Below are 16,437 nucleotides of genomic sequence, written 5' to 3'. Positions count from 1 at the left end.
GGGAGGACTGGTTCATGGCCAGCTTGGATTCGCCGATCACGATCGTTCGGCCGCATCTGATCGAATTCGGCGTCGGCACGGCGGGCAAGCTCGGCAAATGGGCTGCCGAAAAGGGCTATCGGCGCATGCTTGTCATCTCCGACGCTTTCAACGCCTCCCGCATCGACGTGCTGGAACTCAGGGGCGAAGTCACCGTCTTTTCCGAAGTGACGCCCGAGCCGGATACGGCCAACCTGGAAAACGTGCTTGCGGCGGCCAACGGCGCCGATGCCGAGCTGATCGTCGGCTTCGGTGGCGGCAGCGCCATGGACCTGGCAAAACTTGCCGCCGTTCTTGCCGGCTCCCCACAGACGCTGCATGACGTCGTTGGCCCGAACAAGGTGCATGGGCCGCGCAAGGTAGCGCTCGCCCAGGTGCCGACGACTTCGGGCACCGGCAGCGAGGCCGGTATCCGCGCGCTGGTCACCGATCCCACGACGATGGCGAAGCTTGCCGTCGAAAGCCTGCATATGCTGGCCGACATCGCCGTCATCGATCCGGCCCTGACCTTCACCGTGCCGGCGCGCACCACGGCTGCCACCGGCGTCGATGCGATGGCCCACTGCGTGGAGGCCTTCACCAACCGCAAGGCACACCCGATGATCGATATCTATGCGATCGAGGGAACGCGGCTGGTCGGCAAATATCTCGCTCGCGCCGTCAAGGATGGCAACGACGCTGAAGCGCGCGCGGGCCTGTCGCTTGCCTCGCTTTACGGCGGCTTCTGCCTCGGCCCGGTCAACACTGCCGGTGGCCATGCGCTCGCCTATCCCCTCGGCACGCGCTGGCATGTGGCGCATGGTGCGGCGAATGCGCTGATCTTCCCGCATGTTCTCGCTTTCAACACGCCATCGGCCCCGGAAAAGACCAAGGCGGTGATGGAAGCACTTGGGCGCCGGACCTCCGGCAACACCCCATCCGTCTTCGATGCGGCCTACGCTTTCTGCGCCGAACTCGGCATCGAAATGAAACTCTCCGGCCTCGGTGTGCCGGAAAGCGACCTCGACGCCATGGCCGATGATGCCTTTGCCATCCGCCGGCTGCTCGATAACAATCCGCGCGATCTCACGCGCGCCGACATTCGCTCGATCTACGCAGCTGCGTTCTAGAAGGGATTTTGATGATGGACAGGAATGCGAAAGTGGCGGTGACGCTTGGCGATCCCTCCGGCGTCGGCCCCGAAGTGATCGTCAAGGCCCTGGCATCCCTTCCGAGCGAAGAGCGCCGCGATTTCGTCATTGTCGGCAATGTCGAAGCACTGGAGCGCGCCGATCGCGTCTGCGGCACCACCCTGAAATTCGGGCCTGCCGATGCCGACGGTAACGACAGGATCGCCGTCGACGAAGTCGCGCTCGGCGCGGCCCTACCGGAGATCGGCAAGGTCAGCCCCGTCGCCGGCGATGCTTCGGTGCGTTATATCACCCGGGCCGTCGATCTCGCGATGTCCGGTGAAGCCGATGTCATCGTCACCGCGCCGATCAACAAGGAAGCGATGAACCTTGCTGGCCATCACCATGACGGCCATACCGGGCTTCTCGCCCATCTCACCGGCTCGAAGAGTTCCTTCATGCTGCTTGCCTCCGAGCGGCTGAACACAATTCACGTCTCCACGCATATTTCGCTGAAGGGCGCGATCGAACGTGCCAAGACCGAGCGGGTGCTGGCCACCATCGAAGCCGGCCATGAGCATTTCCTGAGGCTTGGCAAGAAGGCGCGCATCGCTGTTGCCGGCCTCAATCCGCATTGCGGCGAAAACGGCCTGTTCGGCACCGAGGAGATGGAATTCCTGGCGCCCGCCGTCGAGCAGGCGAAGGCGAAAGGCATCGACGTTGTCGGCCCGATCTCGGCCGACACGGTATTCGCCCGCGCCTATAACGGCGCCTTCGATCTCGTCATTGCCCAGTATCACGATCAGGGCCACATCCCGATCAAGCTCGTCGCCTTCGATACAGCAGTCAACGTCTCGCTCGGCCTGCCGATCGACCGCGTCTCGGTCGACCACGGCACCGCCTTCGACATCGCCGGAACGGGAAAGGCCAATCACGTCAACATGCTCTCGGCCATCGCCTATGCCCGGCTGATGGCGCGTTCACCGCGGCGGAAGGTGTAATTGGGCGGGAAGGCCTCCTCTGCGCTGAATGCCGGCACGGCGGTTTCGCAGTTTCAAGCTCATCGCGGAAGAACCGCTACACAAGCTTTGGCGAGGACTTCTAAAAAGACTTTTTCGCGTCGACCGGACAGCGCCCGGCGCCGTTGCGAGCCATGCGATGCGGGAGTAAAATGGCGTTCTGTGGACCAGGATCGATGGAAGCATCGTGGAAGGAGGTCCGAGATGAATAATGCGCTCTCGAATGCCGACCCGCAAAGGCCGGCGCAGCAGGGTGGGGGCACTTTTGCCGACTATGCGCATGCAGTAGCCCATGCTGATGTCCTAGCCTTGCTCCCTGATCCAGCAATTGTGCGGTGTTGCCTTGATATCGCCGAGGATGCAGCAAGTGCCATTCATGGCACCATGGCCGCTGCTCATGTGGGTGCCGACCCCGAAAAGATGATTGCCGCACCTGAGGAAATCGACCTGCAGCTGCTGAGAGAGCACGATGAGGGCTCACCGCAGGAGCGGCTGGAGCGGGTCACGCGCGCTTTTAAGGATTGGAAACACGACAAACCTGATCGCGAACGTCTCCTTCTCGACGACTGCCGTGGTGATCTCCGCCGTTGCGTGACGAGCGAATGCCGTAAGGCGGCGCTCGTCGTCGCACCGTCCCATGGCAATATGGATGCCCGTGACGCGTTTCACGACATTCTCTTCAACGAACACAAGTTGGTGCTTGTACCGCCACTCGGCAAATATGACGGCAACCTCATGGGTCATGTCGTGATTGGCTGGAAGTCGCATGAGCACGCGCAGCGAACAGTCGTTGCGGCGAGACGCTGGCTGGCGGTAGCCGATCGCATCACCGTTCTTTGCGTCAATGACAAACCCGACGGAAGCTATCAGTTCACGGCGCAGGAGCTGCTGAATAAGCTCACGTTTGACGGCGACATTGTCGCGATCAGCGCAGGCAGCCGCTCGGTCGGCGAGACGATCCTCGATTTCGCGAAATCCGCGAACGCCACCTGTTTGCTAATCGGCGCCTTCAGACATGGTTATTTCCTCGACCTGCTGCTCGGTCGCGTCACCCGCTACCTGCTGTCGCATAGCACGCTTCCGATGATGATGATGCATTAGCGAGATAGGCGTTGGCTGCCTGGCGCCGGCTTGCTGTGGTCCGCAATTGGCTTGAAGGCAAGTTGGAACCAGCGTGCGAGGGTCGCCACCACGCGTAAATTGATCTCGCCAGACACCGAACAGACGGCGATCCCAGAAGACGGGCTGGTGGAGGCTGACTGTGATCGATGGGAATTCCGGGTGAGCCGGGTTGATCAGCACGTCGCGGTCGACGCGGGCGACGACGCTTGGGACTAGCAGGATCGCGCTGCGCTTCTCCTGATACCACTTTTCGACGAAAGTCTTGCTGACAACAGCCGGCATGCTGTCCCAGCCAGGCAGCGCCGGCTCTGACAAGACCTCGTAGCTGAGGCCGCGCGGCATGGTGATCGTGACGTAATGCTGGTTGGGCGGCAGCCTGCCGCTGCCATGGACGAGCTTTTCGAGCAGCGCCGTCGAATAGTGCTCGCTCGTATAGATGATCGGGCTGCCCGACGTATTCCACCGCCCCGGCGCGATGGTCGAGCCGGTGGCATCGAAGATCGGGTAGGTTCCGTTGGGATCGCCGATGCGGACGGATGTCAGCGTGCGGTCAAGAAGCTGTGCGCTCACGCAGCGCTGCCGTATTTCAGGCTTCCAAGGATATCGAGCACGAGCTCGCCGCCGATCTCGCTCTGGATGACGACGTCGATCGGCCGCCTGTCCTCCAGCATCGCATGCGGGCGAAACAGGAAATCCCGCGCCTCAGCCTCGGTCTGCCAGACCTCGAGCGCCAGCCCCCAGACCCGCGCGAGACGGGCGAGCCTCATGCCCTCGTCGGATGAGAGCCGATGCTTGGACTTGCGCCGCTCATAAGTGGCCGGTCGAACGCCAGAAGCGGCTGCGCGCAAAATATCTGCGCCTGCGTGGCCGCCATGCCGAGATGAGTCCCGACTGGTGGTTCGACACCCATGGCATCGATCTTTCCGAACTCGGCGAGACGATTGACGAATAACTTGAACAAGGCCTCCCAGGAAAAGGGAGGCCTGATGATGATTCTGTCGCCGCTACCCCGCCGAGGCGTCCGAAATCATCCGCGAGACGGCATTCTTCCAGCCGATGATCTTGGCCTGCCGCTCGCCCTCTTCCATCAGGGGGTTAAAGCGGCGGTCGCAGGCCCAGGCCTGCGCAAAATCCCGTCTTCGGGGCCAGATGCCGGCCTTCGAGCCGGCAAGCCAGGCTGCACCCAGCGCCGTCGTCTCGCGGATCGCCGAGCGGTCGACGGAATTTCCGGTCATGTCGGCAAGGCACTGCATCGTCCAGTCCGAAGCTGCCATGCCGCCATCGACGCGCAGCACGGTTTCCAGCTGGTTGACGCCCCAGTCCTTCTTCATCGCCACCAGCAGGTCAAGTGTCTGGTAGGCAACGGATTCGAGCACCGCGCGGGCAAATTCCGCCGGCCCGCTGTTTCGCGTCAGCCCGAAGATCGCGCCGCGCGCGGCCGGATCCCAATAGGGAGCGCCGAGGCCGGTGAAGGCGGGGACGATATAGACCTGCTGCCCGGGATCGGCTTTGGCTGCGAGCACGCCCGCCTCCGACGCCTGGCTGATGATGCCGAGCCCGTCGCGCAACCATTGCACGGCGGCACCGGCGATGAAGATCGAGCCTTCAAGCGCATAGGTCGTTTCGCCGTCGAGCCTGTAGGCGATCGTCGTCAGCATCCGGTTGGAGGAGGAAACACGATCCTTGCCGGTGTTCAGCAGGGCAAAGCAGCCGGTGCCGTAGGTGGATTTCATCATGCCGGGCTCGAAGCAGGCATTGCCCACGGCCGCCGCTTGCTGGTCGCCGGCGACGCCAAGGATCGGAAGCTCCGCACCGAACAGCGCCTTGTCGACATGGCCGAAATCATCGGCGCATTCTTTGACTTCTGGAAGCATCGTGGCCGGGATGCCGAGAATACCGAGGAGTTCCTCGTCCCAGCCGCCGTCATCGATATTGTAAAGCAGCGTCCGCGATGCATTGGTCGCATCGGTGGCGTGCACACGGCCGCCCGTCAGATTGTAGATCAGCCAGCTGTCGATCGTGCCGAAGCAGGCATCGCCCGCCGCCGCCTTCTCTCGCAGGCCGTCGACATTGTCGAGCAGCCAGCGCAGCTTGGTACCGGAGAAATAGGGGTCGAGCAGCAGGCCGGTCTTGGCGCTGAAAAGCTTCTCATATCCATCGGCCTTCAGGCTCTCGCACATTTCAGCCGTGCGCCTGTCCTGCCAGACGATCGCCCGGTGCAGCGGCGCGCCTGACCGTCGGTCCCAGACGACCGTCGTCTCGCGCTGATTGGTGATGCCGATCGCGGCGATGGCGGTGGCTTCGAGACCGGCATCGGCAATCGCCTTGCGCACGGTATCGATGACGGACTGCCAGATCTCAGTGGCGTCATGCTCCACCCAGCCGGGCTGCGGATAATATTGGGTGATCTCAGCCTGGGCCGAGCCGGCCATTTTCATGCCGCCATCGAAGATAATCGCGCGCGACGATGTCGTGCCCTGGTCGATCGAAAGAATATAGCCGCTCATATCCGTCTCCGGCTCGCACGAAACCGCTTCGCCCGGCAAGAGGGCGGATGGGCAGATTTCATGAGAGAAAGATTTTGGGGTGCCACCGGCCGTGGCCGGTGGCGGGGAGTGACGGCCGGAAGCCTCGTTGCTTCCGGCCGGGAGGTCCGCCTTTACTTCGACTGCCAGCTCTTGACGAGCTCGTCGTAATTGACGGTGATCGGCTTTTCCTTCTCGTTCTCGACCTTCAGCTGCGGCGCAAGGTTGCCCTTCTTCACCGCATCTGCGTTCCAATAAGCGAGATCATGCTCTTCGGCGAGTTTCGGGCCGATATCGCCCTGGACGCCCGATTTCTCGATACGACCCATGACCTTCTCCTGCTCGCCGCAAAGAGAATCCATGGCTTCCTGCGGCGTCTTGGCGCCGGCAGCGGCGTCACCGATCGCCTGCCACCAAAGCTGAGCCAGCTTCGGATAGTCGGGAACGTTGGTGCCGGTTGGCGACCACTGAACGCGCGCAGGCGAACGATAGAACTCGATCAGACCGCCGAGCTTCGGAGCACGCTCCGTAAAGCTCTTATCGCGAATGGTGGATTCGCGGATGAAGGTGAGACCGAGTTGGCTCTTTTTCACGTCAACCGTCTTGGAGGTCACGAACTGTGCATAGAGCCAGGCAGCTTTCGCACGGTCCGTCGGGGTCGACTTCATCAGCGTCCAGGAGCCGACGTCCTGATAGCCGAGCTTCATGCCGTCTTTCCAGTAGACGCCATGCGGGCTCGGTGCCATGCGCCATTTCGGCGTACCGTCTTCGTTCATGACAGGCAGGCCAGGCTTGACCATGTCTGCGGTAAACGCCGTGTACCAGAAGATCTGCTGCGCGACGTTGCCCTGTGCCGGAACCGGACCCGATTCCGAGAAGGTCATCCCCTGAGCTTCCGGCGGTGCGTAGGCCTTCAACCAATCGAGATACTTCTGGATCGAGTAGACGGACGCCGGGCCGTTGGTGTCACCGCCGCGCGCAACGCATGAGCCCACGGGACGCGAGTTCTCGTCGACCTTGATACCCCATTCGTCGACCGGAAGACCGTTCGGCAGACCCTTGTCACCGTTGCCAGCCATCGACAGCCAGGCGTCGGTAAAGCGCCAGCCGAGCGACGGGTCCTTCTTGCCGTAGTCCATATGGCCGAAGACCTTCTTGCCGTTCTCGTCACGGCCGGTAAAGAATTCGGCGATGTCCTCGTAAGCCGACCAGTTGACCGGAACGCCAAGATCGTAGCCATACTTCGCCTTGAAATCGGCCTTGTTCTTCTCGTCGTTGAACCAGTCGTATCGGAACCAATAGAGGTTTGCGAACTGCTGGTCGGGAAGCTGGTAAAGCTTCTTGTCAGGCGCGGTCGTAAACTTGGTGCCGATGAAGTCGTCGATATCGAGGCCGGGGTTGGTAACGTCCTTGCCTTCGCCGGCCATCCAGTCGGTCAGGTTGCGCACCTGCTGATAGCGCCAATGCGTACCGATCAAGTCGGAGTCGTTGACCCAGCCGTCATAAAGGTTTTGGCCGGTCTGCATCTGCGTCTGGATTTTCTCGACAACGTCGCCCTCTTGAATGACGTCGTGAGTGACCTTGATCCCGGTGATCGCAGTAAAGGCCGGAGCCAGAACCTGGGACTCATACTGGTGAGTGGTCAAGGTTTCCGAAACGACCTTGATCTCCATGCCGGCGAAGGGCTTCGCAGCATCGACGAACCACTGCATTTCCTTTTCCTGGTCGGCGCGAGAAAGCGTCGACATGTCGCCGATCTCTTTGTCCAGGAAAGTCTTTGCCTCGTCCATGCCGGCATAAGCCGACCCGGTCATGGCCAGCAGTACCGCTGCTGTCGTCGTCAATAAATGCCTTCGCATGATATCCTCCCAGGGTTTTGCGATTGCAGTCTTCACGTCTCAGACGGCCAGAAAAATCCCGGCCGCCTGCATCAGTTTGCCTCACACGTAACGGAATACGCCGATGGCGTAGACAACGGAGAGAGCGAGAGCCCACCAGAGGCTTGATCCCGCGAGACCAAGCCAGGCAAGATGGATAAAGGCACTGCCGAGCAGCGAAAGGAAAAGCCGGTCACCGCGCGTCGTCTCGAAGCGCAGGATTCCGATCCGCGGGTTGCCGCCCGGCACCGCATATTCCCAGACCCCCATGCCGATCAGCAGCAATACGATGACGATGAAGAAAGCGGCCGTCGGCCAGGTCCATGCCATCCATGAAAAATCGGGAAGCGAAAAGCTCATCAAACCCTCCCCAGGGCGAAGCCCTTGGCGATGTAGTTGCGCACAAACCAGATCACCAGCGCTCCCGGGATCAGGGTCAGAACACCGGCGGCGGCGAGCAGGCCCCAATCCATGCCGGATGCAGAAACGGTGCGGGTCATGGTGGCGGCGATCGGCTTAGCGTCGGTCGTCGTCAGCGTTCGTGCGATCAGCAACTCGACCCAGGAGAACATGAAGCAGAAGAAGCAGGCGACACCGATCCCGCTCGCAATCAGCGGCGTGAAGATCTTCAGGAAGAACCGCGGGAAGGAGTAGCCATCGATATAGGCCGTCTCGTCGATTTCCTTCGGCACGCCGGACATGAAGCCTTCAAGGATCCAGACCGCCAGCGGCACGTTGAAGAGGCAATGCGCCAACGCCACGGCGATATGCGTATCGATGAGCCCAAAGGCCGAGTAGAGCTGGAAAAACGGCAGGGCGAAGACTGCCGGCGGCGCCATCCGGTTCGTCAGCAACCAGAAGAACAGATGCTTGTCGCCGAGGAACCGATATCGGGAGAAGGCATAGGCCGCCGGCAGCGCGGCTGCCACCGAGATCACCATGTTCATCACGACATAGCTGATTGAATTGATATAGCCGGAATACCACGCCTTCTCCGTGAAGATCGTCACGTAATTGGCGATCGTCGGGTTATGAGGATAAAGCGTCAGAGAATTGACGATTTCCGCATTGGTCTTGAAGCTCATGTTGACGAGCCAATAGATCGGCAGCAGCAGCACGATGATATAGATCGTCGGAACCAGCCACCACCAGCGCGATTCCTCGCCGCGCCGGCGCATCAGACGGCTGACTTCATCGGCGGAGAGCCCGCTTGCGATATTTGTAGCGCCTGGGATGTTTCGGCTCGCTGTCGTTTCGTTGGAGGCGCTCATTTCAATTCTCCGCGTCGTGGCTTGTCATGACGGTGTAGAACACCCACGAAAGCAGCAGGATGATGAGGAAATAGATCAGCGACATGGCAGCGGCCGGACCGAGGTCAAACTGTCCGAGGGCGGTCTTGACCAGATCGATCGACAGGAAAGTGGTCGAGTTGCCCGGACCGCCGCCCGTGACGACAAAAGGCTCGGTGTAGATCATGAAACTATCCATGAAACGCAGCAGCACGGCGATCAGAAGAACGCGCTTCATCTTCGGCAGCTGGATATAGCGGAACACTGCCCAACGGGACGCACCGTCGATCTTGGCTGCCTGGTAGAAAGCATCCGGAATGGAAACGAGGCCGGCATAGCAGAGCAGGACGACAAGACTTGTCCAGTGCCAGACGTCCATGATGATGATTGTCACCCAGGCGTCGAGCGGATCCTGCACATAGTTGTAATCGATGCCGATGGCATTGACGTAATAGCCGAACAAACCAATGTCGTTGCGGCCGAACACCTGCCAGATCGTGCCGACCACGTTCCACGGGATCAACAGCGGCAGTGCCATCAGAACCAGACATACCGGCACGCCGATGCCTGATTTCGGCATGTTGAGCGCAATGAAGATACCGAGCGGGATCTCCAGGGCGAGGATGATTAACGAAAAAATCAGGTTTCGCTGCAGGGCGGCCCAGAAACGGTCGGAATGCAGGATTTCGGTAAACCAGTCCGTTCCGTTCCAGAAGAACTGATTGTTTCCGAAAGTGTCTTGAACGGAATAGTTCACAACCGTCATCAAGGGAATGACAGCCGAGAAAGCCACCAGCACGAGGACCGGCAGAACGAGAAACCAGGCTTTGTTGTTCCAGGTTTTTTCCATGATCAAGCCTCCGGTCCGGCGCGCCAAGAGTCGGCATAGATACTGATGCCCGATGGCTCGAAGGTCACCCGGGGATCAGCCGGAATTTCCTCGTCCTCAGGAACGACGATCGCGATCGGCTGGCCGGCAAATTGCGCGCGGACGATCTTCTGCCGGCCGATATCTTCCACCTTGCTGACCGTCACAGGCATCCCCTCGCGGCCGACCCGGATAAATTCGGGCCGGATTCCAAGCTCCACCTTGGCCGCTGAGGAAGTCTTTGGCGCATAGTCGAGCGTCAGCGCGTGCTCGCCGACCCGTACCGTGCTGCCCTCTACCTTGGCCGGCATGAAGTTCATGCCCGGCGAACCGATGAAGTAGCCGACGAAAGTATGGCTCGGACGCTCGAAGAGTTCGGCCGGCGTGCCGATCTGCACGATCTCGCCGTCATACATCACCACGACTTTGTCGGCGAAGGTCAGCGCCTCCGTCTGGTCATGCGTGACATAGACCATGGTAAAACCGAACTGCTTATGCAGCCGCTTCAGCTGCGATCGCAGCACCCATTTCATATGCGGATCGATAACGGTGAGCGGCTCGTCAAAGAGAATGGCGTTCACATCCGAGCGCACGAGGCCGCGACCGAGCGAAATCTTCTGCTTTTGGTCCGCCGTCAAGCCGCGCGCGCGCCGCTTGGCCCAGCCGGCAAGATCGATCATCTCGAGGATTTCGCGGACACGCCGGTCGACATCCGCCTCGGCCACGCCGCGGTTGCGCAGGGGAAAGGCGAGGTTGTCGTAGACCGTCATCGTGTCGTAGATGACCGGGAACTGGAAGACCTGCGCGATATTTCGCTGCTGGGTCGGCAGGTTCGTAACATCCTGTCCGTCGAAGAGAATCCGCCCTTCGGACGGCTGAATGAGGCCGGAAATGATATTGAGCAGCGAGGTTTTTCCGCAGCCCGAAGGCCCGAGCAGCGCATAGGCGCCGCCGTCGTTCCACTCGTGATGCACTTCCTTGAGAGCGTAATCCTTCTCGCTCTTCGGGTTCGGCCCATAGGCATGGCGAATATGATCGAGGGTGATACGTGCCATGATCTTCTCCTAGCCCCCTTGCCTGGTGGTGGTGATCGCCCGGCCGTCCGCGCCGAACGCCATCAGGTGGCGGGTATCGATGAAAACGGAGATGTCCGTGTCCGGCTCGATATTGTGGATGCCGTGCGCAAGCATCACCCAGCGGGTGTCGGCAAATTGCAGGTGAACAAAACTTTCCGACCCGGTGATCTCCGAAACCTGTGTTCGCGCCGTCATCCGCGCCGAACTATCCGTCTGGGCGGCTGGTGCAAGATGATGGGGGTGAAAGGCTATGGTTGCCGGCCCGTCCGGTACGTTCTGAAGATGCGGAGGTACGGCAAAAATCAGAGCGCCGTCGCGCAGGAAATTGCCTTCCAATTTGACAAGATCAATAAAATTCAGCGGCGGATCGGCAAAGGTTTTCGCCGTCGTCAGATCGAACGGATGGCGATAGACCTCGACGGTCGGACCGAACTGGGTGATTCGGCCCTCGCTGAGCGTTGCCGTATTGCCGCCCAGCAACAAGGCTTCGGAGGGTTCCGTCGTGGCATAGACGAAGATCGCGCCGGATTGCGCAAAGATGCGCGGCAATTCCTGCCGCAGTTCCTCACGCAGCTTGTAGTCGAGGTTGGCCAGCGGCTCGTCCATCAAGACAAGGCTCGCATTCTTCACGAGTGCCCGCGCAAGTGCCGTGCGCTGTTGCTGGCCGCCGGAGAGATTGAGCGGCGTGCGATCGAGATAAGGCCCGAGTTTCAGAAGTTCGGCAGCCTTGCGCACCTCCAGATCGATGATCTTGGCATCCTTGCCGGCAATCCGCAGCGGCGAGGCAATATTCTCGTAGACCGTCAATGCCGGATAATTGATGAACTGCTGGTAGACCATAGCGATGTTGCGCTTCTGGACAGGCATGCCTGTCACATCGGCACCATCAAAATGGATCGTACCGCTTGTCGGCCGATCAAGGCCGGCCATCAGACGCATCAACGAGGTCTTGCCCGACAAGGTCGGCCCAAGCAGAACGTTCAGCGTTCCTCTTTCAAAAACAAGATCGGTCGGGTGGATATGATAGTCTCCTCCCACCATCTTTGCGGCCTTCCGCAGTTCCAGCATTCCTGTTCCCGTGCCTCCACGCAGCGGGGACCACACGCCGCCTATCCGACCATCGCCGGTATGGCAGCCATGTACTCCTCCAGTGATTGAGCCTGCTCCTTCGAAAGGCGCAGACCATCCTTTGTTCTCCTCCACAGCACGTCTTCGGCGTGCCGGGCCCATTCATGTTCAACGAGATAGGTGACCTCGGCCTCGTAGAGATCACCGCCGAACAGCCGTCCGAGATCGTCGAGGCCGCGAGCTTGACCGAGCAGCGTCTTTGCCCTCGTGCCGTAGCGGCGCACCAGGCGGCGGGCGTGCTGATCGGCCAGGAACGGATAACGCCGCTTCAGATCGGCGACCTCGGCATCGTATCCCCGGACCGGGAAGTCGCCGCCGGGCAGATGGCTTTTGGCCGTCCACGGGGCGCCCTTGACGCCGATTGCAGCACCGACCTTCTCCAGCGCATGTTCGGAAAGCCGGCGATAGGTGGTGAGCTTGCCGCCAAAGACGTTAAGCAGCGGCGCGGCATTTCCTTCGCCCTCCAGCTTCAGCACGTAGTCGCGCGTCGCCTCCTGCGCCTTCGAGGCGCCGTCGTCATAAAGCGGCCGGACCGCCGAATAGGTCCAGACGATGTCCTGCGGCCTGACCGGCTCCTTGAAATACTCCGAGGCGGCATTGCAGAGATAGACGGTCTCATCCTCGGAGATCCTGACATCCCTGGGATCAGCGGTGTAATCGCGGTCGGTGGTGCCAATCAGGGTGAAGTCGCCCTCATAGGGAATGGCGAAGATGATCCGGTTGTCGGGATTCTGGAAGAAATAGGCGCGAGGGTCGTCGAACTTCTTCTTGACGACGATATGGCTGCCCTGGACGAGACGGACGTGGTGAGCCTCGTTCTGGCCAAAGGCGGAGCGGATGACATGGTCGACCCAAGGGCCGGCGGCATTGACCAGCATGCGCGCCTGGTGGCTGTCATTGCGGCCTGTGACTGTATTGGTGGTCTCGATGTGCCAGAGGCCGTTTTCGCGTCTTGCCGACACCACCTTGGTGCGCGGCATGATGGTCGCCCCTTGTCGGCGGCATCGCGGGCATTCAGCACCACCATGCGGGCGTCATCGACCCAGCCGTCGGAATATTCGAAGGCCTTGGTAAACAGCGCCTTCAGCGGCTTGCCAGCCGGGTCGCGACGCATGTCGAGCACCGCGGTCGCCGGGAGCAGCTTGCGGCCGCCGAGATGGTCGTAAAGGAAGAGGCCGAGCCGGATCAGCCAGGCCGGCCGGATGCCGCCCTTGTGGTAGGGCAGCACGAAGCGCAGCGGCCAGATGATATGCGGCGCCATCGCCCAGAGGATTTCGCGCTCCATCAGCGATTCACGCACCAGGCGAAATTCATAATGCTCGAGATACCGCAACCCGCCATGGATCAGCTTGGTGGCGCCCGACGAGGTGCCGGAGGCGAAATCGTTCATCTCCGCCAGCGCGACGGCATAGCCGCGCCCGACAGCATCGCGCGCAATGCCGCAGCCGTTAATGCCGCCACCGATGACGAATATGTCGTAGATCTCCCGGCCCAATTGCCCCTCCGAGCCCGCTGCGGATTTCGCATCGCACAAAATTTGCGCGATTGCGAAAGTGAAGGCAGTTAAAACGAAAGGAATACGAATGTCAAACGAATGTTTCGCGGATTATCATTTCGGAGTGGCTTGCTGCCTCGCCCTCAGCGAAACCTGCCGTTCGTTTCGATCAGCTTCACATTGTTTTCGAGGCAGAGATTGCGGATCGACGGCACCGGACAGTGGTCGGTTATGAAAGTGTGAACCTGGGAAAGCTGGCCGATCCTGACCGGCGCGGTGCGTTCGAACTTGGTGGAGTCGGCAACGAGAATGACATGCCGAGCATTGGCGATGATCGCCTGGGCGACCTTGACCTCGCGAAAATCATAGTCGAGAAGCGCGCCATCCACGTCGATCGCCGACGCGCCGATGACCGCGTAATCGACCTTGAACTGGCGGATGAAATCGACAGCCGCTTCGCCGACAATCCCGCCGTCCGAACCGCGCACGACACCGCCGGCGATTACCACCTCGATTGCCGGTAGCAAGCGTAACCTGTTGGCAACATTGATGTTATTGGTGATGACCATCAGCTCGTGATGGTTGGCGAGCGCCTCGCCTACCGCCTCGGTCGTCGTCCCGATATTGATGAAAAGCGATGCCCCGCTCGGAATCAGCTCGACCGCAGCCATGCCGATCGCCTGTTTCTCGGACGCGGCGATCTGCCGGCGCGCCTCGTATTTGACGTTCTCGGTTCCGCTCGGGAATGTGGCGCCGCCATGAATGCGCGTCAGCACTTGCGCATCGCAGAGATCATTCAGGTCCTTGCGGATTGTCTGCGGCGTTACGGAAAAGCGGGAAGCGAGTTCTTCGACCAGGACCCTGCCGCTCGACCTCGCTATTGCCACGATTTCAGTTTGCCGGTCGGTCAAGAACATGAGCGCGCCCTTTCGATCTACTTTCGTTTTAAAGAAAGTGAACGCCCGCGCAATGCCTATCTGTCACGAAGCTCGCCCTGCGAGAAAGGTCACCGTTTTTAGAAGTGAAAAACTTCTCACTCGATCGACATCGCCTTCAACCGACATCAGCACCTTAAACCTTGCGTCGCCAGCCTGAGCCATAAGCCGGCGATGATCCACGATTTCGTGGTCAACGCGCAGACCCATACCCATGTCCTCTCCGACAGACCACCAGGTTAGATCTGCCGATGCTTTGACGATCAAAAATTGAAGGCAGGCCCGGGCTTGCGAGACCGGGGCTGCTCTGGAACCGTCGAGTGACGATGACGTCGGATATGATCAGACGAGAGGAGGACGCCGCTGTCATACGGCGTCCCAGCCTTCACGCAGCATTTGCAATATTGATCCCGCGGGCGGACTCGACCACAACCCGCAGCCGCTCTGGTTCTTTCACTCCTTGGCGATAGAGCTGCACGACGATGGCAGCGATGCGCTCGCCCTCCTCGGACGCCGGCTCCACTCCCGCTTCCGAAGCGACGACGTCGAAGACGCTCTGGCACACACGCAGATCGGCAGCGCCGAAGTAATCTGGCTTGTCGAAATCGAATGTTTTCATCGTTTTTCCGCAGGCGACGCTAAGCGGCGCCCGCATCTCCTTCGATCGACACTTACGCGACCTGCTTCTCACCTTCGATCTGCAGCGGCACCTGTGTCTGTGCGCCGTCGCCAATCGCTATCTTGCGTGGCTTCATCGCCTCCGGAATTTCGCGTTTCAGCTCGATGTGCAGCAGACCGTTCTTCAGCGATGCGTTTTCCACGCTCACATGGTCGGCAAGCTCGAAGCGACGCTCGAAGCCGCGCGTGGCAATACCACGGTGCAGGTATTCAGCTTTTGCGTCATCGGCCTTACCGCCCTTGACGAGAAGCACGTTGCGCTCCTGGGTGATGTCGAGATCGCCATCCTCGAAGCCGGCGACCGCCATGACAATGCGGTACTCATCGTCGCCGACCTTAAGGATGTCGTAGGGCGGCCAGGCGTCGACGGCCTGCAGGCGCTGCGGATTGTTAAGCAGCGAAAAAACCCGGTCGAAGCCGATGCTGGAGCGATAAAGCGGTGCGAAGTCAAACTCAGTTCTCATGACCAAAACCTCCTAGAAGCGAGATGGAAAGGAACGCGGCGGAAACCTGCGTTCCCGGCTTTCGGCCCCCTTCTGGGCTGCCGACTGCATCGATTTGGTTTTCGGTATTTTCGGTTTCAAGATCCCCTTTGAAAAAATTTGGGGTTTGGATCCTGGACCGCCGGGAGGCTCGTGAAGACTGAAAACGTGGAACAATCGCACGAGGATCGCCACGAGGCTGTTTGTGAGACCAGGAAGCTCGGGCCGATGTCGCAGCTCCGGAAAAGACCCGAGCATTTGGAGGCCAGGGAGGATCGCTGCCGAGAGGAAATGAAGCGGAGTCGACCAGCTGGCACGATCCACACTTCCTTCTGGCGGCATACGCAGCCTCGTTGCAACCTTGCAGATGAGCCGGTCGAGCCCCTGGCAGGAACCTGGATCCAGCGTCGCAGCGATCCTGGCCGACCGAAGCGGTCGTTACGGTTTGGCGAATTTTTCGCCTAACCTCTTCCAACTGGAGAGCGCGGCGACGCCTTTCTCCTCGGGCTGGCCGAGGAACGCTATGCAAACATATTGGGACCGATCTCCTCACTAACTTCTATGATCACATCCGCAGGGACATTGTTCCTCCGGGCGGCGGCGAGAATGGCTTCCGTACTAGGCGCCTCGTAAAGACAGTAGGTCTTTTTTCTGTCGGCGCTGAGGAAGGAAAAGATCCACTTCACTCCTTCCTGGTCATTGATCAGATTGATTAGCTCGACCCCCTCTTTCGACAGATCGAGTTGTTCCGCGAAGTTTCTTTCAATGATGTAGCGTGGCATGACGAGACCTTCT

General features: G+C 60.3%; 16 protein-coding genes and 3 pseudogenes. 4 read left to right on the top strand and 15 right to left on the bottom strand.

The features are described 5' to 3' along the window. The first annotated feature begins 14 nt into the window (after window positions 1–14). From ACS4RS_RS25460 to ACS4RS_RS25450, 3 genes are all read left to right on the top strand, one after another. Window positions 15–1,148 carry an iron-containing alcohol dehydrogenase gene (locus ACS4RS_RS25460; protein WP_439012837.1) on the top strand — a complete coding sequence of 378 codons (1,134 nt, stop codon included), beginning with the start codon at window positions 15–17 and terminating at the stop codon, window positions 1,146–1,148. Between the two features lie 14 nt (window positions 1,149–1,162). After that, the gene (gene pdxA, locus ACS4RS_RS25455) at window positions 1,163–2,149 is read left to right on the top strand and encodes a 4-hydroxythreonine-4-phosphate dehydrogenase PdxA (RefSeq protein WP_439013262.1); all 987 of its coding nucleotides are present in this window, start codon (window positions 1,163–1,165) and stop codon (window positions 2,147–2,149) included. Between the two features lie 222 nt (window positions 2,150–2,371). Beyond that, window positions 2,372–3,268, top strand: coding sequence for a universal stress protein (locus ACS4RS_RS25450; RefSeq protein ID WP_439012836.1), 897 nt, complete (start codon window positions 2,372–2,374; stop codon window positions 3,266–3,268). Between the two features lie 111 nt (window positions 3,269–3,379). On the opposite strand, the pseudogene ACS4RS_RS25445 reads toward ACS4RS_RS25450, so the two are convergent. After that, window positions 3,380–3,859 (bottom strand): annotated as a pseudogene (locus ACS4RS_RS25445) (RES family NAD+ phosphorylase); the annotation flags it as partial. After that, window positions 3,856–4,116 (bottom strand): annotated as a pseudogene (locus ACS4RS_RS25440) (antitoxin Xre/MbcA/ParS toxin-binding domain-containing protein); the annotation flags it as partial. The pseudogenes ACS4RS_RS25445 and ACS4RS_RS25440, both read right to left, overlap by 4 nt. Between ACS4RS_RS25440 and ACS4RS_RS25435 the strand changes: the two are divergent. Beyond that, window positions 4,068–4,241 carry a hypothetical protein gene (locus tag ACS4RS_RS25435; RefSeq protein WP_439013284.1) on the top strand — a complete coding sequence of 58 codons (174 nt, stop codon included), beginning with the start codon at window positions 4,068–4,070 and terminating at the stop codon, window positions 4,239–4,241. The pseudogene ACS4RS_RS25440 and the gene ACS4RS_RS25435 sit on opposite strands and share 49 nt — an antisense overlap. A 52-nt stretch (window positions 4,242–4,293) precedes the next feature. Here ACS4RS_RS25435 and glpK read toward each other — a convergent pair whose 3' ends face one another. The 13 genes and pseudogenes from glpK to ACS4RS_RS25370 form a co-directional block, all read right to left on the bottom strand. After that, window positions 4,294–5,796 (bottom strand): glycerol kinase GlpK, encoded by a 1,503-nt coding sequence (gene glpK / locus ACS4RS_RS25430; protein WP_439012835.1) that lies wholly within the window; start codon window positions 5,794–5,796, stop codon window positions 4,294–4,296. A 152-nt stretch (window positions 5,797–5,948) separates the two neighbouring features. Beyond that, a complete protein-coding gene (locus ACS4RS_RS25425; RefSeq protein ID WP_439012834.1) occupies window positions 5,949–7,673 on the bottom strand; it encodes an ABC transporter substrate-binding protein in 1,725 nt (574 codons plus the stop codon). Window positions 7,674–7,754: 81 nt separating this feature from the next. After that, the gene (locus ACS4RS_RS25420) at window positions 7,755–8,051 is read right to left on the bottom strand and encodes a DUF2160 domain-containing protein (RefSeq protein ID WP_054184982.1); all 297 of its coding nucleotides are present in this window, start codon (window positions 8,049–8,051) and stop codon (window positions 7,755–7,757) included. Continuing rightward, window positions 8,051–8,962: an ABC transporter permease subunit gene (locus ACS4RS_RS25415; RefSeq protein ID WP_439012833.1), complete on the bottom strand. Its 912-nt coding sequence runs from the start codon at window positions 8,960–8,962 to the stop codon at window positions 8,051–8,053. The genes ACS4RS_RS25420 and ACS4RS_RS25415 overlap by 1 nt, the downstream gene beginning before the upstream one ends. 1 nt (window position 8,963) lies before the next feature. Next, a complete protein-coding gene (locus ACS4RS_RS25410) occupies window positions 8,964–9,830 on the bottom strand; it encodes an ABC transporter permease subunit (protein WP_439012832.1) in 867 nt (288 codons plus the stop codon). A gap of 2 nt (window positions 9,831–9,832) precedes the next feature. Next, window positions 9,833–10,903, bottom strand: coding sequence for an ATP-binding cassette domain-containing protein (locus ACS4RS_RS25405; protein WP_439012831.1), 1,071 nt, complete (start codon window positions 10,901–10,903; stop codon window positions 9,833–9,835). Window positions 10,904–10,912: 9 nt separating this feature from the next. Continuing rightward, window positions 10,913–11,992 (bottom strand): ATP-binding cassette domain-containing protein, encoded by a 1,080-nt coding sequence (locus ACS4RS_RS25400; RefSeq protein WP_439012830.1) that lies wholly within the window; start codon window positions 11,990–11,992, stop codon window positions 10,913–10,915. A gap of 41 nt (window positions 11,993–12,033) precedes the next feature. Next, window positions 12,034–13,547, bottom strand: a pseudogene (glpD, locus tag ACS4RS_RS25395) (glycerol-3-phosphate dehydrogenase). 143 nt (window positions 13,548–13,690) lie between these two features. Next, on the bottom strand, window positions 13,691–14,464 hold the full coding sequence (locus tag ACS4RS_RS25390) for a DeoR/GlpR family DNA-binding transcription regulator (protein ID WP_003595810.1): 774 nt from the start codon (window positions 14,462–14,464) through the stop codon (window positions 13,691–13,693). A 63-nt stretch (window positions 14,465–14,527) separates the two neighbouring features. Beyond that, window positions 14,528–14,698 carry a hypothetical protein gene (locus ACS4RS_RS25385; protein ID WP_439012828.1) on the bottom strand — a complete coding sequence of 57 codons (171 nt, stop codon included), beginning with the start codon at window positions 14,696–14,698 and terminating at the stop codon, window positions 14,528–14,530. Window positions 14,699–14,867: 169 nt separating this feature from the next. After that, window positions 14,868–15,101: a hypothetical protein gene (locus tag ACS4RS_RS25380; protein ID WP_439012827.1), complete on the bottom strand. Its 234-nt coding sequence runs from the start codon at window positions 15,099–15,101 to the stop codon at window positions 14,868–14,870. A 52-nt stretch (window positions 15,102–15,153) separates the two neighbouring features. Further along, window positions 15,154–15,624 (bottom strand): Hsp20 family protein, encoded by a 471-nt coding sequence (locus tag ACS4RS_RS25375; RefSeq protein WP_439012826.1) that lies wholly within the window; start codon window positions 15,622–15,624, stop codon window positions 15,154–15,156. 539 nt (window positions 15,625–16,163) lie between these two features. Then, complete coding sequence (locus ACS4RS_RS25370) at window positions 16,164–16,424, bottom strand: DUF4242 domain-containing protein (protein WP_439012825.1); 261 nt, start codon at window positions 16,422–16,424, stop codon at window positions 16,164–16,166. Between the last annotated feature and the right edge of the window lie 13 nt (window positions 16,425–16,437).

The organism is Rhizobium sp. F40D2, assembly GCF_051810745.2.
GTDB lineage: Bacteria > Pseudomonadota > Alphaproteobacteria > Rhizobiales > Rhizobiaceae > Rhizobium.
This window is presented reverse-complemented; position numbering and strand designations above follow the sequence as displayed.

Excerpts from the sequence above, each read along its gene's own strand:
- ACS4RS_RS25415 (WP_439012833.1), bottom strand. The coding sequence starts at position 8,962 with ATGAGCGCCTCCAACGAAACGACAGCGAGCCGAAACATCCCAGGCGCT.
- ACS4RS_RS25385 (WP_439012828.1), bottom strand. The coding sequence starts at position 14,698 with ATGGGTATGGGTCTGCGCGTTGACCACGAAATCGTGGATCATCGCCGG.
- ACS4RS_RS25400 (WP_439012830.1), bottom strand. The coding sequence starts at position 11,992 with ATGCTGGAACTGCGGAAGGCCGCAAAGATGGTGGGAGGAGACTATCAT.
- ACS4RS_RS25405 (WP_439012831.1), bottom strand. The coding sequence starts at position 10,903 with ATGGCACGTATCACCCTCGATCATATTCGCCATGCCTATGGGCCGAAC.
- ACS4RS_RS25410 (WP_439012832.1), bottom strand. The coding sequence starts at position 9,830 with ATGGAAAAAACCTGGAACAACAAAGCCTGGTTTCTCGTTCTGCCGGTC.
- ACS4RS_RS25425 (WP_439012834.1), bottom strand. The coding sequence starts at position 7,673 with ATGCGAAGGCATTTATTGACGACGACAGCAGCGGTACTGCTGGCCATG.
- pdxA (WP_439013262.1), top strand. The coding sequence starts at position 1,163 with ATGGACAGGAATGCGAAAGTGGCGGTGACGCTTGGCGATCCCTCCGGC.
- ACS4RS_RS25450 (WP_439012836.1), top strand. The coding sequence starts at position 2,372 with ATGAATAATGCGCTCTCGAATGCCGACCCGCAAAGGCCGGCGCAGCAG.
- ACS4RS_RS25375 (WP_439012826.1), bottom strand. The coding sequence starts at position 15,624 with ATGAGAACTGAGTTTGACTTCGCACCGCTTTATCGCTCCAGCATCGGC.
- ACS4RS_RS25380 (WP_439012827.1), bottom strand. The coding sequence starts at position 15,101 with ATGAAAACATTCGATTTCGACAAGCCAGATTACTTCGGCGCTGCCGAT.
- ACS4RS_RS25370 (WP_439012825.1), bottom strand. The coding sequence starts at position 16,424 with ATGCCACGCTACATCATTGAAAGAAACTTCGCGGAACAACTCGATCTG.
- ACS4RS_RS25435 (WP_439013284.1), top strand. The coding sequence starts at position 4,068 with ATGAGAGCCGATGCTTGGACTTGCGCCGCTCATAAGTGGCCGGTCGAA.
- ACS4RS_RS25460 (WP_439012837.1), top strand. The coding sequence starts at position 15 with ATGGCCAGCTTGGATTCGCCGATCACGATCGTTCGGCCGCATCTGATC.
- ACS4RS_RS25390 (WP_003595810.1), bottom strand. The coding sequence starts at position 14,464 with ATGTTCTTGACCGACCGGCAAACTGAAATCGTGGCAATAGCGAGGTCG.
- ACS4RS_RS25420 (WP_054184982.1), bottom strand. The coding sequence starts at position 8,051 with ATGAGCTTTTCGCTTCCCGATTTTTCATGGATGGCATGGACCTGGCCG.
- glpK (WP_439012835.1), bottom strand. The coding sequence starts at position 5,796 with ATGAGCGGCTATATTCTTTCGATCGACCAGGGCACGACATCGTCGCGC.